We start from the raw sequence: 16,898 nt of genomic DNA, 5'->3' as shown, positions 1-16,898 counted from the left end.
GAGAAAGACATCTTATCGTGTGATGCCCTGCACTACTCCTTATTATATATGGGCGCGCGAAAGCACACTCATCAAAGCATCGCTGATGAGGGTACGCACCAAGGCGTGGACATTATACCACGCCCGTTTACTTCCGCCTAACTTGTCGCCTACCCCTTAACGGCTTTTTATTGGTGGGCACACACACTTTGCCCATCTGCCAATTAACCTCTACAAGCAAAGGGGCCGAGATGGAAGTGGCCTCTTCTCCGTTCAAGTTCAAAAGCAGCTTGAGATGTTTCTCGCGAAAATCTTGCAACAGTTCTTTACCTTTCGTTGTTCCTGTTTGCGACACAAACAAAGCCGTATAGGCACTCCGCAACATCTCAACAGACGTTAATCGCGGCGATTGAGAGCAGTCCCAACTATCTATTTCCATTAACGCTTGTTTCCATATCTCAAAAACTTCCTCGCAAAACTTATCCCTTTTGTCTTTCATGTTGATGCCCAACAGGCGGCCACGTTCCGCATCAAAGAGCCAATAAGGCGGATGCCAAAGATGCTTTTCTATAAAGTTCAGCGTGCGATGCGCCACGGCTGGGGGTTCGATAACGAAGATTAGCGAATCTGCAGAGGGGGCGATGCGTTTGCCAATAAAGTGCGCCATTACCTGGCGTAGCATGTCGTAATAGTGCTCCACAAGCCCTTCCTGGCGGTCGCGAAAGCGGCTGCGCTCCACGCTGTCGCGCCAAATCCAATAGGTTGAGTCGGCACATAGCAGGCGTAAGTTCTCCATTCCTTGTGCATTAACGGCCAAATGGTCGTTCCCCAAGTCTTCTGCTTGCGCCATAACGTCCAGTCCGTCGCGAAAAGCCAGCAAGCTATCTGCCCGACATTTCTTCGCCCACTGTTCGCGGTTAGCCGCTCTTTCGGCCGCATCCTTACCAGGGAAAAGACGGTAAGCCCATTCAATCGCCCAGCGGTCGTACACGCCAAGCCGCGCAATGCGGTTGCGCAAGCTAGCCTTATCCGTTGGCCGAAGGGCGTAATTGCACCGCACGTAGTCCATTATCGAGGTTGTTATGCCGTTACGCGTGAGGAAAGCGTCATTGCGAAGACTGTCTATCGAGAAGTGCGCCGAACCCAAAAAGTTGTGTTCTAGCCCCAAAGTGTGGCCCACTTCGTGCGTAAGAACCATTTCAAGCAACACATTCATCACCGAATCGGGCAAGTTCGCCTGTCGTCCCACAGGGTCGTTGGCTCCACATTGCACGAAATACCACTGCCTAAGCAGGTCTAACACCCCGCTAAACACACCAATATGGCAGCCCACCACTTCGCCAGCGCGCGGTTCGCACGGCGTAGGGCCGTAGGCATTGCGGAAAGCAGACTCTTTCCAAGAGATAAACGGCACGCCAATATCGTAGGGGCAGAAGTCGGGATTGGCCGAATCGGCTGGTGCAAGCTGCGCATCAATGGCGTTTTTAAAGCCTGCCTGCTCGAATGCAGGTTGCCAATTGCGCACGGCTTGCATTACGGCAGCACGATATTGCGGCGGCATTTGGCGGTCTACATAAAACACGATGGGGCGTACGGGTTCAACTAGTTCGCCGTTTAGGTAGCGTTGGCGCAACGCAGGCGGCACTTCCAGCCGCCAACGCTTAACGAACGCGCGCCGACGGGGTGCACCCTTGGCATCGTAACATGTGCGATTGATGCGAAAAAAGGCTCTCGAATGTGTTGCCACGGGTTCTATTGGCTGTTTAGGCATCAATGCAATGCACACGCCCGTTCGCCAAAAGTCGGCTTGCGAGGTTGTATCGTCAGACTCCGTATCAGGAAAGAGCGACTTCCGTTCGTATTTACGCAAAATCTGAAACAAGAAACGGCCGGGCTTTACGTCTATCCGTTCAATCTTATCAAACTGCTTTTGCTTTTCGCCCAGTCGCAAATCGTAGTACGCAATGCCCAGGGAGAATAGCGGAAAGTCCTTAAACCACTCGCCCACTTCAACCAAAAGGCTGTTGGGCGAGCGTTGCACGATGGGCAGACGGTCGTAAAGTCGGGTGGTAGAACTTTGCAATGCCAGGCGCGAAAACACCGAAGTGCTGTCTACCAACATGCGCTTGTACTGCGGATGCGTAATCCATAACTTGTCTCCATGCTCCTCTATACCGAAGAAAACAGGGCCAACCATGTCGCCAGCATACCCCCACTTGGGTCCCTCCCTGGTTATTTTTGCCGGCTTTGGGGCGGTTAATACGGTGAGCGACACCACAAATTCGCGTCCCAACAGCGTGTCGGGGATTTCCCAATAAAGCCGCTCGCCCACCTTATATGTTGTGAATAGTCCGTGGTAGACAAGCGCTTGCGGGTTGTTTGCGAAGAAATGCGGGGCCGTTTGCGCCTTAGCCACAAAAGACAATAAGGCAGAAAAGACAACCAAACACAATCTACGATACATGATGACAGATGTTGAAAGCTTACGCAAGAAACGTTCGCCGATGGCGAAAAGCCAACAGACGGGCGTTTCTATACATGGCCTTTATTCGTAATTAAATGCGATGTCGACTATTTTTCCAAAGGGCAGACTGCCGTTGCCATAAACAAAACTAGCGTTAGAAGTACGTGCCAAGTCGCCGGCGGCCGTGAGTTTCAGTTCAACCACTGTACCTTTACCGCCCTGATTATAGGCCACGCCCAACGTCGTACCTAGGGTTTCTGTCGTTTCGCGGTCCTTAAACTTCGCGCAAACCACTTGTGCATCGGCAGGTGCAGCATATATTTCCACCACCTTATTGCGCTTTAAGTCTATACGATACACCTTATTTGCAGCAGCCATAAAGAGCAAATCGGCCGAATAAGCATAACTTGCGGTGAACTTAGCGATCTTTAAATTCACCTCGCCCGGCATGTCTACGGTGTATTTAGCTGCACAAAATGGCTCCGTGCTACGACAGCTGAACTTGAACACGGTTAACCGCTTGCCGGCATTGTTATAGCCAACAGCATATAGCTGATTGCCAAAAGCACCGCCTGCCACAATGTCGGCAATGGTCAATTCGGCAGGTACATTGTCGGGATCAAACACATTTACGTAGGTGCCTCGTTGCCCAACAGGTTTCAGAAGTACGCCCCGATCGGTCCACGAGCCGTACCCCTTGCGTAACGAAGCCGATGATTTGGGCGTGCCATAGAAGTCTTGCAAGCCCAAAGAGCCACGTTTCAAGAAACGATGGGCACCCGAATCGTAGAAGTACAAGGCGTTATTGCCAGCCCCATAAGCCGAGATGGCGGGGTACTTGTCGCCCTCTTTGAGCGAATAAGGCACGCACGTGCCATCCATGTGGGCAAAATAGGCCTTGCCATTATTAACAAACAGCTCGCCATGGGTGTCCATCTTATAGTTGTCTATCTTTATTGGCGTGCCCTTGGCAATGGGTTCGAAGAGTATTTTGTCTGTGGAATACTTTACGGCAAGCGTACTGGGCGTAACAAAAGCCACGCCTTCTGTGGTGGCGATTACCATACCTGGATTGGCCGTAAAGCCCCAAAAGCCGAACAAACTGGCAGCCTCTTTGTTTCCATATACCTTACGTGCAGCCACGGCCAATGGCTTACCGCTAAGCGGGAAAGGCTCGTTGCGTTCTGATTGGTAGACGTCGGCAAACACAAAGTGCCCTTCGGGCGTGCCTTCAACGGCTCCCAACTGGGCTTTCCCACCTTGTTCGTGCAGCACAAACCAACAAGGGTTGAATGGTTTCACTATTTTCACCTGCGTTATTTTAAACCATTGCGTGCCGTTAAGCTTGTCTGTCACAACAAGCAGCAACCCAATGTTGTCCGTTTGTCCGCTTTTCACCGTCACTTTACAGGCTTTTCCCTGGGCGTATGGGGTGTAGTCGGTCATCTTATCCGACATGGCCTTGGCTCCTTCTTTGGTTATCAGCCATTGAAAGTCGAGGTTTTCTTCACCAGTTTCCTTCGTTTGCACGATGGTTGGCGTAAGCGTAGCCTCCACATCGTCCACCTTTGGCATGCGCACTTGCTGTTCGGCAAGTTCTATGGTAACGCCGTTCACATCCTGATAATCGTAGTTTCCCTTATCTTCGTAGCATCCTACCAAGGCAAACGCCAAGAGAGATGCAAGAATTGTTTTCGCGAGTTTTGGTTTCATTGTCGTTTTCTTATCGTTTATTATTTTTCTCCCCGAATGGTCGTTCGCATCGGGGCTTACACTCTATGGTAAAAAGACTAGGCATTGCCTGCAACAGCCTGTAAGCAACAAACAGGGGCACCACGTGCACGCTTTTAATCGCTACAAAGGGCCTTGTACTGGCACTACAAGAGGCTTGAACTGCTGCTACAAGGTGCTTGTACCGACACTACAAGGTGCTTGTAGCCCCTGTACAAGCGGCATTGTATTGACCCATTACTCATTGCCAGACGGATTTATAAATCCAATTACCTGTCCCATATAAGAACTTACTTATGGCATTTCAGAAGATAAAGGCGGCAAGGAAGTTGCCATCATATCCCCGAAAGCCACACACGTACCTTGCCTAGAACGATATGACATTGCCGTCATCGTCCAGTATGTCGGGCTTTCCGGCCTTCACATATTCCTCGTAGGCTTTGGTAACGGTTTCATAATCGTCGTAAGAAATGTTAGAATAGGCCTTGCCCAGCACGTCCATCATAAAGATGTACTTGCCATTGCTGTACTTTCCCCAATCTCCTTCTTCCCAATCATAGGGCCTCAACCGCCAGCGCACGTTCACCAACATTTGGTGTTTCTCCACCAGTCCCTTGTCGAACTGATGGGCAGCGTTGCCCAAATCGAACGCCATATAACAGCCGAAGGCCTTGTTTCCCCATTTCAGTTCGGGGCGTTTCACGCGTAAACGATAGGTTTGGCACACGGTATCGAGGGCCGAATAGGTGTACTTGTCTGCCAATTCCAGTTCGGGTGCGGCCTCATATCCTTCTGCCGACTGCACTTTCAGGCAAAAATCGCGGGGCGCATTGAGGTGTACGCCTTGTATGCGCACCTCAAAGCTGTCGGCTTTAAACGCCGTTTTCTTTATGTAATCGGTGTCTACAAACTCTATAATACGTTGACTCGACTCGAAGTTTAGGCGTGGCGACTGGTCGTAAAGTTCTATTTCGTTTTGCTTGCACCCCACAAAAGCGGCTGATGCAAACAGCACGGAGAGTATATATAAGATGTGTTTCATACCTTTTTACGCTTAATTGTTGTTACCATGTATCGTTTCTCCGTCGGGCAGCGGTATTTGGTATTGCGCCTTGGACATACTCTTCACCGCACATCCCAACCATGTTTCGTAGTTGTGCGCTTTGAGAAAGAAGAAGAGTTTGCCCTCGGCAAAGAACTCCTTACGATACTCTTTCATGATTTCGTTGATGCGCTTGGTTTGCGTTCTGCTAACACCCGGCATGGGTTCGGGGTCGTCGTAATGCTCGGTTCGTATCTCGTCGGTAAACGATATGCCGCGTGCAAAGCGCACAGCATTAAGTGCATCGGCGCTTTTCTGTGCATTGGGTTCGCACTCGGCCACGATATAATACATTTCGGGCAAGCGAATTAGCGGTATGGCATTTGCCCCAACATAGCCGTAAGCCTCCTTCAAAGGCTTTTGGTTGTACTTACGGCAGAAGGCCACAACGTCGCTACTGCCCGTAAGTTCGAACATTTCGGGCAGCTTGCGCCAATCGGTTACGCCTGCGCCAGCGGTTTCGTAGAACTCGTTGAAGTTGTCTTCGCTCGTGGTATAGTGCATGTCGCTGCGCTTACCCTCGGCATCCATGTGGTTAGCCGTAAGCAACTTGTCGAGTTCGTGTATCGAAATGCCGAAGATTTGCTCGCTATAACGGATGGAATTATAATTGGCGGCCGACTGCGCATCAATGAGTTTGAAATGCTCGTTGGCATCAATCACCTCGCGCGCATACTTTACGGCCAAGGCTTTACTTTCGGCATCGCCCTTATAACAGTACACCCTAGCAAGCATGGCCTTAACGGCAAAGAGGTTCATTCGGAACTCGCGGTTTACCAAAAAGCCGTTCTTCAACTTGTACTCCTCGGCGTCTGGGTCGGTGAAGAAGTCGAGTGGGTCGGACGTTTTGAGCAAGCTCTCGGCCTCGTGCAGGTCTTTCAGCACCGCCTCTACCACCGCTTGGGCAGTTAACACGGGCGTTGGCACGCGGTTGTATGTGGTTCTATAAGGTATGGCCTTTGCGTTGGGCTCCTCTTTATATATAGGTCCGAAGAGGCGCAACAGGTCGAAATGCAAAAAGGCACGCAAGCCCAAGGCCTCGCCGCGTATGGTTTCGTAATAGCGGGGCGTTACCAGCACGTTGCGTTTGGTCTCGGTATAGCCGATAATGTTGTTCACATTGGCGATAACATTATAGAGATCGGCGTATATGGCGTTCTTTTTCGACTTGAACTTATTATCGTAATCGTACACGAAACTTTGGTCGAAAACAGCCGAAGTCTCGTATCCGGGATAGCCCGTGTACAGTGCGCCCAACTCGTCTATGTAGCCATAAGAGAGGTCGGCGCCGTAAAGCGTGGCCGAACCAAGCTTGATGTACACGCCCGTAAGGGCATCTTTAAAGCCCGACTCCGAGCTAAACTGTTTATCGGTGGGTATGGAGGTCTTGGGTTCTACGTCTAACCAGTTGTTACAAGCGGTAAGTCCCAACATCGCCACCAGCAATAATATATGTATTTTCTTCATCATTGTGTCCTCCTTAGTTAAAATCCGACGTTGAGCGAGAATATAAATTGGCGTGAGAAAGGATAACTTGTACCCCTTTCGCGCTTAACGGTGGAGAGGTAGAAGAGGTCTTCCATGTTGAAAGCGAGCCTTGCCGAGTTAACGCCCACGCGTTTAATGAAGGGTGTATTGTTGCGGTCCATGCGGTAATAGAGCGAAAGCGAACTGCCTTGCAGCACGTTTTCGTCCATGACGAAACGCGAAGTGGCCTTCGTTTCCGACCCGCGGGGGGTTATTTCGCGGAACATGGCCTTGTCGCCAGGCCTTAGCCATCGCAGTTGCGTTACGCGGCGGTCGGCATTATATTTAAGATTGGCGTTCTCAACCTTGTCGATAAGGGTTTGATTGTACACCTGTCCGCCGAAACGATACAGCATACTCACGTCGATACCCCAGCCCATGTAAGTGAACGAGGTGTTGATGTGGCCTTGCCAAGTTGGTTCGGTGTTGCCAACAGGCACAGCATCCTTCGCATCCCAGTTCACTGCGCTGGTCATTTCGCCGTTGCGTTTCAGCAATATCTCGTTGCCCGATGCGGGGTCGATACCCAAAGAGCGCACCACCCAAATGCGATTAATCGACTGTCCCTCTTCGTAGCGCGGCAAAGGGGCGTTTTTCAGGTTGCCGGCATTCACTTCGTTGATGTGGCGCATGGCCTCTGATATTTCCAGCAGCTTGTCTGTATTGTGCGATCCGTTAAGGGTGACGGTCCAATACGACTGCCGTGCCACGTTGCGATAAGGTATGGCCGAGAGCGTTAGTTCCCAACCGCGGTTTTCTAGCTTACCGATGTTCTCCGGATATTGTGCAAAGCCCACCGATGGCGCAAGGCTAACCATTGTTATCATGTTGCTGGTAACCTTACGATAGTATTCCACGCGTGCGGTAAGCCGATGGTCTAGCGCACCTAGCTCTAAGCCGAAGTTTAGGTTGCGCGTTGTTTGCCACTTCAGTTTCTCGTTGTGCATGGCCAGTATTTCGCTGCCCGTGGCATCCGAAGAGTAATAGGGCAAAAGCAAGTTGGCGTAGGTGTAATAGCCGTGAGCTTGGTAAGGGTTGAACCCTTGCGAGCCCGTTGTGCCATAGGTGGCACGCAGAACGAAGTCGGAGAGCCACGACAAGTTGGCCAAGAGCGACTCTTTCTTCACGTCCCAGCGCAAACCAGTTGACCAGAATGGTGCCCAACGGTTGTCTTTGCCAAACTCTGACGAACCATCGAGTCGCAAGTTAAAGTCTACCGAGTACTTATACTTATACGAATAGCCGCCGGCCACTACCCATCCAATACTTCTGCTGGTGGTTTCAATGCCGTCTACCTTCTCGTTATACTTCTTTCCGAAGAGCAAGTTGTCCATATTGTCGTTGGGAAAGCCCGTAACATAGTTGCCGTATGTTTCTCGGCTATGTTCTTGAACGCTCATTCGGGCATTGGCCGTTATATAATGGTCGGCCAATTGCTTGTTCCAGCTACCCGTAAGGTCTACGCCCCACTTCACCAACTCGCTTTGGCTGCGGCGATAATCGCCTCGCAGCGTGGGATCGGTTTGTCCATCAAAGGCCGTATGCTGTGCAGGACGGAACTTATCTCGGTTGCCTACGCTCTTCGATAGTGAGAAGGCAGCCTCAAAGCGCAGGTCTTGCAGGGGCGTATACTCCACTTTGAACAGTTCGCGCACGCTGAAATTCTTACTTCGGTCTTTGCTGTTGAAAGTGGTGTTGTACATCGGATTGAGGTAATCTACTTCTCCGCCCAATCCCGAAAAGTTGTCAAGGTGTTTCAACAACTCGCCATTTTCGCCATAAGGTCTAAGGTATGGGTTGAGTTGGGTGTACTGATCGAAACTTCCCCAAGGCGATTCGTCGGCCGTAGAATTATCTATTGCGATGCTATTTTTGAGCAACACCTTCGGCAATCGGTATTGAAAGTCGAGCGCACCCGTTAGCACATCGCGCTTACTACCCTTCATCACACCAGGCGAATGGTTGTAGCCCACGTACAAACGATAGCGCAAAGCCTCGTCGCCACCCTCTAACGTAACGGTGTGCCGTTGCTGTAAAGAGGTTTGCAACGGCTTGTCTAGCCAATAAGTGTCCACTCCCGACAGAACCTGTCGCAGCTTAGATTGGTACAATCTCCATTTATCCACTGTTGGTCCACCCTGGGTGTACAGTCCGCTAATGCGTTCGGCTTCTAGTTTTTCGCGGGCGTTCATCAGGTTATAGCCCGTTAGGTCGGGGTTTTCAATGCGCAGTTCTCCGCCGTAAGTAACCCATATCCGCCCAGGCTTTGGCGTTTTCGTCTCGATAACGATAACGCCATTGGCGGCTCGCGAGCCATAGATGGCCGTGGCAGCAGCATCTTTAAGCATGACGATAGATGCAACGCGGTCGGGGTCGAGGTCGGCCAAGGCCTGCACGCTAATTTCAAATCCGTCCATGATAAGTAGCGGTTGGTTGGCGTAAGTTTCGTATTCGCCCTGCACAGCCAACAGCTTACTACCGGCAGAACTTCCCAAATCCATGTTTGCTCCGCCCCGCATACGCATGTCGGGCAAGCCGTTGGGGTTAGAACCATTGACGATATTCTCGGCAATACGCAAGCCTGGGGCGATGGCCGACAAGGCTTTGGCGATGTTGGTGGTGCTGTAACGCTTGATGTCTTCGCCCTTAATGGTGACGGCTGAGCCTGTAAAACCCTCCTTTTTTCGGTTGAACATACCCGTTACCACAAACTCGTCGAGCATTTTGGCATCTGATTTGAGCCTTATCGTAAGGCCAGCCTTGGCCTTAACACTTAGGGCGTGCATGCCCACATAGGTAACGCGCAGCTCACTTCCTTGCGGAATGCTGGGCAAAAAGAAGTTTCCATCGCCGTCGGTGACGGCCTTTTGGCCTGTGGCCGTTGCCGTTACGGTAGCTCCCATCACGGGCAACCCGTCTTCATCGGCCACTACATTGCCCCGCACATCCACCCTTCCGTCGTCGCCCTTTTGCGTAAGGGGCGCACGTTGCGCGTCCTTATCAGCACTGGGAACAACGGCCCATGCGCAGAAAAGGGGAAAAAGCAGAAGTGAACATAAGGCAAAGCCTCTTAGCACTAGGTTCTTTTTCATAATCAGTTGTTTTGAGATTGGTATTCTTGTAGTCCATGTTCACATGGGCAACAGGTTGCGCTAACGCATCTGGTAAGCCTTGTTCATGGCTATTGTATAGCTAGTTGTTTGCGTGTCGGCATTTCATGGAGAACAGTCGGCACAGGGTTAGCGATGTGGCTAGTATATAGTATGTGTCAGGGCACAACGCCTCGGCACACGCCCTTCTTGGTTGAATATGCGTATTTACGTACGCAAATTTAAGATTTATTTTACATATAAACAAGTTTTTAGGTTATATTTGCATCATTTGTTCATATAAACACGGCAAATGGAGCAAAAAAGACAGCTGCTCTTGCACCCGTTCGGGTATAACAAACTGTCGTTACGCCAAATTTCACAACCAGGTTATTGGCGTTCCTTTCATCCCCTCTCTATCGGTTTCCACACCTTTCCTATATATAAACGTCTAAAGATTAAGGTCAACGGCCTTTCAGCGCAACATGGATACGAAGACCAAACAACACGTTCTTAGTTTGTAAACAACCTATGTTGCGATGAAGGAAAACGCTGAAACGAGGCGCACTTCCCCACTAACCAAAGCCCTAATAGGGCAAAAAACAGGAAGGAAAAGCGCGAAAACGATGCACATCCCCCACTAATCCAAACAGGCACAAGGCATGCTCCTTAGCATAACCTTGTGCCTGTTTATGTTTTGTTGGGCATAAAAACAACTAGCCATGTGTGTGCTTAAAAACGCACTTTCGCCGGCTTTGGCAATGCCACGCAAGCCACGTACATTACGCGCTAAGCAACCAAGGCGCAACTTAATTTGCCATTTCCGAAAGGAACTTGATGCGTACCAGCCTTATATCCTCTTCGGTATAGTCGCCGCCCAGTTCCTCAATAGCCACATCCAGGTCGTCTGTTTCGCTCGTTCTAAAATAGTCGTAGATGTCGTCCACGCGGTCTTCGTCCATCACCTCGTCAAGGAAATAGTCGATATTCAGTTTCGTTCCACTGTTAACGATGGTTTCAATTTCGCTCAATAGGTCGTCAAATCCCAGGTTAAGGGCTATGGCAATGTCGTCCAGCGCAATTTGTCTGTCGATGCTTTGTATGATTTTTACCTTGTTCATAGATTTCTTGGCTACGGTTCTTACTCTTAATTCTTCAGGTCTCTCTATTTGATTGTCTTCGCAATGTTTCTTTATCAGTTGGCAGAAAGCCTCTCCGTAGCGTTTGGCCTTACCCACGCCCACACCGGGGATGTTCTGCAATTCTTCGAGCGTAATGGGATATGCCACAGCCATCTGCTCCACAGACACGTCTTGGAAAATGACATAAGGCGGCACGTTAAGCCGTTCGGCCATGTCTTTACGCAGCTGTTTGAGCATGATATACAGGTCGGGGTCGAGGGTAGAGCCACAGCTGTCGCGCGACTCTTCCACGAAATCGTCTTCAAAGTCAGTGTCTTCCACAATCATGAACGACTGCGGTTGCTTGATGAAACGGCGCCCTGCGGCAGTAAGTTTCAGCAAGCCATAGTTCTCCACGTCCTTTTTCAGGTATCCCGCGATAAGCGCCTGGTGTATCACGGGGTTCCAAACCTTGTCGTCTTCGTCTTCGCCCGCACCGAAATCTTCCAGCTCGTTATGCTTGTGCGACACAAGGTCGTCGGTCGCCCTACCCTTAACGAAGTCGATAACATAGTCACTTCTGAAATTCTCCTTTATGGCCAGAACAGCCTTCAAAACGATGAGCAACGCCTCCTTTGCCTCGCGTTTGGTTTTGGGGTGCAAGCAATTGTCGCAGTTATGACAATTGTCTTCCGTATACTCTTCGCCGAAATAGTGGAGCAACATCTTGCGCCGACACACCGACGACTCTGCATAGGCGGCCGTTTCTAGCAGCAACTGCCTACCGATGTCTTGTTCAGCCACGGGCTTGCTTTCCATAAACTTCTCCAGCTTTTGCAGGTCTTTGTTTGAATAGAAGGTTACGCAAAGCCCCTCGCCGCCGTCGCGACCAGCACGTCCCGTTTCTTGATAGTAGCCTTCCAAGCTTTTGGGGATGTCGTAATGGATAACAAAACGCACGTCGGGCTTGTCTATCCCCATGCCGAAAGCGATGGTGGCCACAATCACGTCAATGCGTTCCATCAAAAAGTCGTCTTGTGTTTGCGACCGCGTTGCGCTGTCCAGGCCGGCGTGATAAGGCTCGGCCTTAATGTTATTGGCCTTCAATATGGCCGAAAGCTCTTCCACCTTTTTGCGCGAAAGACAATAGATGATGCCGCTTTTGCCTGCATGCTGCCTGATGAACATGATGATGTTGCGTTCCACCTCTTGCGTTTTGGGGCGCACCTCGTAGTAGAGGTTGGGGCGATTGAACGAGCTTTTAAACTCCTTTGCATCGCAAATGCCAAGACTTTTCTTAATGTCCGAGCGCACTTTGTCGGTGGCCGTGGCCGTAAGGGCAATCACGGGGGCGTGTCCGATACGCGAAATGGTTGGTCGGATGTTGCGATATTCGGGGCGGAAGTCGTGTCCCCACTCCGAAATACAGTGCGCCTCGTCTACGGCATAGAACGAAACCTTGATGGATTGCAGAAACTCCACGTTCTCATCCTTACCCAACGATTCGGGTGCAACGTACAAAAGCTTCGTTGCGCCGCGCTTAATGTCGTGCATAACCTGCTGAATGGCGGCCTTGTTAAGCGACGAGTTGAGGTAATGGGCCACGCAACCGTCTTCGCTCATGCCGTTCATCACGTCCACTTGGTTCTTCATCAGGGCGATGAGTGGCGAGATAACGATGGCCGTTCCTTCCATCAAGAGCGACGGCAGCTGGTAGCACAGGCTTTTTCCGCCACCTGTCGGCATGAGCACAAAGGTGTCGTTACCCGCAAGCAAATTGCGGATAATAGCCTCTTGGTCTCCCTTAAACGAGTCGAAACCAAAGTATTGTTTTAGCGGTTCTGTAAGATTAACGTCCTTAGTCATAAATGGTTTAGTTTTCACAGATGTGAGATTATTGGCTTTCGCGGTGGAAAACGAGTGTGATACAGGCGGCATTGTGGGTTAGGCAAGATTGTCCGGGGGGCTGGTTTTGCCTTGCTTTTCCAGGCAGTTTTGCTTGTTCGGCCCTGCTTGTAGGCTTACAAGTTTCCTGGTTTATCTTGCCCGACGACCCCTTCAACACCGCCTGTTCACGGTTCTATCGTTCAGCTGGCCTGCTCTTGCAAGCCCGACTTGTCTAGTTGTTCTCTGGCATATTGCAAAGTAACATCGAATTGTTTCACCTTCTTCGACGGCACTTCGAACATGGCATCCATCATCACGGCCTCGACAATAGAGCGCAATCCGCGTGCGCCTAGCTTGTACTCCACAGCCTTATCCACGATGTAGTCTAGCGTTTCGGGGGCGAAACTCAGTTTGATGCCATCCATCTTAAACAGCTTTTCGTACTGCTTGATGATGGAGTTTTTCGGTTCAACCAAGATGCGGCGCAAGGCCTCACGGTCTAATGGGTTGAGGTATGTAAGCACGGGCAGACGGCCAATGATTTCGGGTATCAGTCCAAACGACTTCAAGTCTTGCGGCAGAATGTATTTCATCAAGTCGCCCTTGTCTATCTTGCGCACGTTCTGCACCGAGTTATAGCCCACAACGTGCGTATTAAGCCGCTGTGCAATCTTCCTTTCGATGCCGTCGAATGCTCCACCGCATATAAACAAGATGTTTCGCGTGTCTACGTGAATGTAATCTTGGTCGGGATGCTTACGTCCGCCCTTTGGCGGAACATTAACCGTGGTTCCTTCCAGCAGTTTTAGCAGTCCCTGCTGCACGCCTTCGCCGCTTACGTCGCGTGTAATGCTGGGGTTATCGCTCTTTCGGGCAATCTTGTCAATCTCGTCTACGAAGACGATGCCGCGTTCGGCTGCCGCCACATTATAATCGGCCACCTGCAACAGTCGGCTTAGTATGCTCTCAACATCCTCGCCCACATATCCTGCCTCGGTAAACACCGTTGCATCTACGATAGTGAACGGCACATCAAGAAGTTTGGCAATGGTTCGCGCCATCAGGGTTTTTCCCGTTCCTGTGCTACCCACCATGATGATGTTGCTTTTCTCAATCTCCACGCCATCGTCGCCAATGGGCTGTTCCAAACGCTTATAATGGTTGTAAACCGACACCGAAAGATACCGCTTGGCCTCATCCTGCCCAATGATATATTGGTCTAGATAGGCCTTGATATCCATCGGCTTGGGCACATTTTTCAGTGCATCGACTTTCTTTCCCTTAGCAGACTGGGCTTTCGATGCGTTGGCCGACTGCGTAATTTCGTAGGCCTGTTGAGCGCAGCTGTCGCAGATATACCCGTTTAGTCCTGCAATGAGATAGTTTACGTCTTTTTCGCTTCTTCCACAGAAGCTGCATACATTCTTTGACATCTATTATTTTCGTTAGTTAACGGACCTTCTTCATCCCCTCGCCGCCTTGCCTTCGCCATCAGCATAAAGGCAAGTTGGCCCCAGCAACGTGTGCCGAGTGAAGGCGAAAGGGGCTGTTTGCGTGGGCGGCATTAAGCTCATCCCACGCCCCAAAAGCCGTTTTTAATGTCACTTCTTCACCAGCACCGAGTCGATCATTCCATACTCCTTAGCCTCTTCGGCGTTCATCCAGTAGTTACGGTCAGAGTCGTTCCATACCTTCTCAAAGGGTGTATGCGAGTGGTTAGATATGATGGTGTAGAGTTCTTTCTTAAATTTCAGTATTTCTTTTGCCTCGATTTCGATGTCTGAGGCCTGTCCTTGCACGCCGCCCAACGGCTGGTGAATCATCACCCGGCTATGTGGCAGTGCCGAACGCTTACCCTCTTGTCCCGAAACGAGCAGCACGGCGGCCATCGATGCGGCCATACCCGTACATATAGTAGCTACATCGCTAGAAATAAACTGCATCGTATCGTAGATGCCCAGCCCGGCCGTAACACTTCCGCCGGGGCTGTTGATGTAGATAGAAATGTCTTTTCCCGCGTCGGCAGAGTCGAGATACAGCAATTGTGCTTGCAGCGTGTTGGCCGTATAGTCGTTAATTTCGGTGCCAAGGAAGATGATGCGGTCCATCATCAATCGCGAAAACACGTCCATCTGCGTAACATTCAGTTGGCGTTCTTCCAAGATATAGGGATTGAGGTAAGCCGCTTGGGCCTTCATCACGTCGTCTACCACCATCCCGTTCATGCCGAGATGACCCGTGGCATACTTTCTAAAATCGTTCATATTCGTACTAATGTCCTTTCTTGATGATTGCGGTTTAGGTGGCGCTTGCCACCTGTTCCGCTTGTTTGAACAACAAAGTTAATAAAAAATTATCTACTCCAAAAATATTAAGGGTATTTTTCAATGCCCATTTTTCGGTGGTATGCGCTGGCCGCGATGTTGCCACGTGGGTACACCTAATTATATAAAGTGGGTTCTGTCATTAAATAAAAGGCATACGCCAAAGAACACCTTGCTGCTTGTTGGCCAGCTAACAGGCACGCAACACGAACGTACACAATTTAATACGCCAAGTGTCGCAAGATTGGAAAGAAATGTCTAACTTTGCTATACTTAATTAAACAAGAAACGTCACCATGCATATCATCAACACAAAAGAATTTCGAGCCAACCAGAAGAAGTACTTCGACTTGGCAATAAAAGAAGACGTAATTATACGAAGGGGACGGAAACAGGCCTTTATCCTTGTTCCCTTGGATGGTGATGAGTATACAATTACGCCCGAATTGCAAGCGCGGATAGACAAGGCAAGGGAGCAATACGAAAAGGGAAACTTTGTTGGATGCTCTACAAAAGACGAACTTCGCGCACACCTCGCCACCCCATAACCCCCTCTCCCCTAACGCAATGCGCACAGGGGATAATCAAACGCCGACGACATGAAACACGCTTGCTTATTGGTTTGTGTTTTGTTATGTTGCACAAACGCCCTAGCACAAGAACAAAAGAAGCACCGAAAAACGGCGCGAACCACCGAACGGCCGTTGCCCAAGCCCCGATTGGCAGAGCCAAACCCCATGCTAAGTCCTACAACGCCACCCATCACCACGCCCAACGTGCAAGAGAAACCGCTCTCGTTAGCCGACTCCATTGCCGCTGCTCACCACTTTTGGCATGCAAACGACAGCCTGAACCTGCGCCTGATGCAGCCCATGCCCACGCAAGCAACAAGCCTATCCGCCATGCCTGCCACCAACTACAACCGCGGGGGACAGCTAGGCGAATGGAAAGGCCTAAACTTTTACGGGCAGAGCTACCGCGAAACCTTTCCTGGCATGCTTGTAAGGCAAGGCGCACTGGTGGGCGTTATCCGCACTTGGGACAAGCTTTCGTTCTCGGCTTTCGCCTCAGCCGACCGCTATCGCACGTTCAACACGGCCACACAATTCGGTATTGGCGGCTCGCTAACCTATCGTTTCAGCCCGTATGTCAGCGCAACAGCCTTCGGCAGCTATTACAGCGTGCAGCCTTACCTATCTATGGCCGCTTTCCCTTACGTCAACAGTTCGGCCTACGGCGCTTATTTCACCCTCGACAATGGCCGTTGGGGCATAGACCTTGGCGTGCAACGACGTTACGACCCCTATCGCGGCGAATGGATAGTTTCACCTATTGTCACGCCAAAATATCATTTTTCAAAGAAGTTCACCTTGGAACTTCCAGTGGGCGAATTAGTACGCGACGTACTTGAACGTGCTGTTTTCGGACGCCGCAGCAACTCGCCAACAATCATGCCGCCACGTAATTTCAGACCCTTTCCCCGTCCGTAGCTCCCCACTACTTTGCTGCCCATACCCTCCGTACGAGCATTGCCCCTTGTATCGGCACTTCAATACTGGCTGATTTTTCGCATAGTTTATCCATATCGCGAGCCACACCGACTGCAACTCTGCCCATAATGTAAAATTTTTAGCGTAAACTTTAACATTATGAGTGCCCTTTTTGCTCACCAAT

The 16,898-nt window shown here is 50.5% G+C and carries 10 protein-coding genes; 2 read left to right on the top strand and 8 right to left on the bottom strand.

The annotated features are described in order from the left end of the window. Positions 1-127: 127 nt before the first annotated feature. The 8 genes from HMPREF2955_RS09340 to clpP all read right to left on the bottom strand — a co-directional run bounded on the left by HMPREF2955_RS09340 (position 128) and on the right by clpP (position 15,164). Entirely contained in the window at positions 128-2,443 is a 2,316-nt protein-coding gene (locus tag HMPREF2955_RS09340; protein ID WP_070722892.1) for a zinc-dependent metalloprotease, read from the bottom strand. Positions 2,444-2,524: 81 nt separating this feature from the next. Beyond that, positions 2,525-4,156, bottom strand: a complete 1,632-nt coding sequence (locus HMPREF2955_RS09335) for a PKD-like family lipoprotein (RefSeq protein WP_070722890.1) — start codon at positions 4,154-4,156, stop codon at positions 2,525-2,527. A gap of 385 nt (positions 4,157-4,541) precedes the next feature. Then, a complete protein-coding gene (locus HMPREF2955_RS09330; RefSeq protein WP_070722889.1) occupies positions 4,542-5,216 on the bottom strand; it encodes a DUF4843 domain-containing protein in 675 nt (224 codons plus the stop codon). 12 nt (positions 5,217-5,228) lie between these two features. Beyond that, the gene (locus HMPREF2955_RS09325; RefSeq protein ID WP_070722887.1) at positions 5,229-6,746 is read right to left on the bottom strand and encodes a RagB/SusD family nutrient uptake outer membrane protein; all 1,518 of its coding nucleotides are present in this window, start codon (positions 6,744-6,746) and stop codon (positions 5,229-5,231) included. A 14-nt stretch (positions 6,747-6,760) separates the two neighbouring features. Next, the gene (locus HMPREF2955_RS09320; protein ID WP_070722885.1) at positions 6,761-9,895 is read right to left on the bottom strand and encodes a SusC/RagA family TonB-linked outer membrane protein; all 3,135 of its coding nucleotides are present in this window, start codon (positions 9,893-9,895) and stop codon (positions 6,761-6,763) included. An 806-nt stretch (positions 9,896-10,701) separates the two neighbouring features. Beyond that, positions 10,702-12,879, bottom strand: coding sequence for a DNA helicase RecQ (gene recQ, locus HMPREF2955_RS09315; protein ID WP_070722884.1), 2,178 nt, complete (start codon positions 12,877-12,879; stop codon positions 10,702-10,704). 221 nt (positions 12,880-13,100) lie between these two features. Next, the gene (clpX, locus tag HMPREF2955_RS09310) at positions 13,101-14,333 is read right to left on the bottom strand and encodes an ATP-dependent Clp protease ATP-binding subunit ClpX (RefSeq protein ID WP_070722883.1); all 1,233 of its coding nucleotides are present in this window, start codon (positions 14,331-14,333) and stop codon (positions 13,101-13,103) included. Positions 14,334-14,501: 168 nt separating this feature from the next. Next, positions 14,502-15,164: an ATP-dependent Clp endopeptidase proteolytic subunit ClpP gene (gene clpP / locus HMPREF2955_RS09305; protein WP_009231443.1), complete on the bottom strand. Its 663-nt coding sequence runs from the start codon at positions 15,162-15,164 to the stop codon at positions 14,502-14,504. Positions 15,165-15,520: 356 nt separating this feature from the next. On the opposite strand from clpP, the gene HMPREF2955_RS09300 reads away from it, so the two are divergent. Both HMPREF2955_RS09300 and HMPREF2955_RS09295 read left to right on the top strand, forming a co-directional pair. Beyond that, a complete protein-coding gene (locus tag HMPREF2955_RS09300) occupies positions 15,521-15,772 on the top strand; it encodes a type II toxin-antitoxin system Phd/YefM family antitoxin (protein ID WP_070722881.1) in 252 nt (83 codons plus the stop codon). A gap of 51 nt (positions 15,773-15,823) precedes the next feature. Continuing rightward, positions 15,824-16,714: a hypothetical protein gene (locus HMPREF2955_RS09295; protein ID WP_070722879.1), complete on the top strand. Its 891-nt coding sequence runs from the start codon at positions 15,824-15,826 to the stop codon at positions 16,712-16,714. Positions 16,715-16,898 lie beyond the last annotated feature (184 nt).

Origin of the sequence: Prevotella sp. HMSC073D09, from assembly GCF_001814145.1 — a bacterium.
Lineage (GTDB): Bacteria > Bacteroidota > Bacteroidia > Bacteroidales > Bacteroidaceae > Prevotella > Prevotella conceptionensis.
This window is presented reverse-complemented; position numbering and strand designations above follow the sequence as displayed.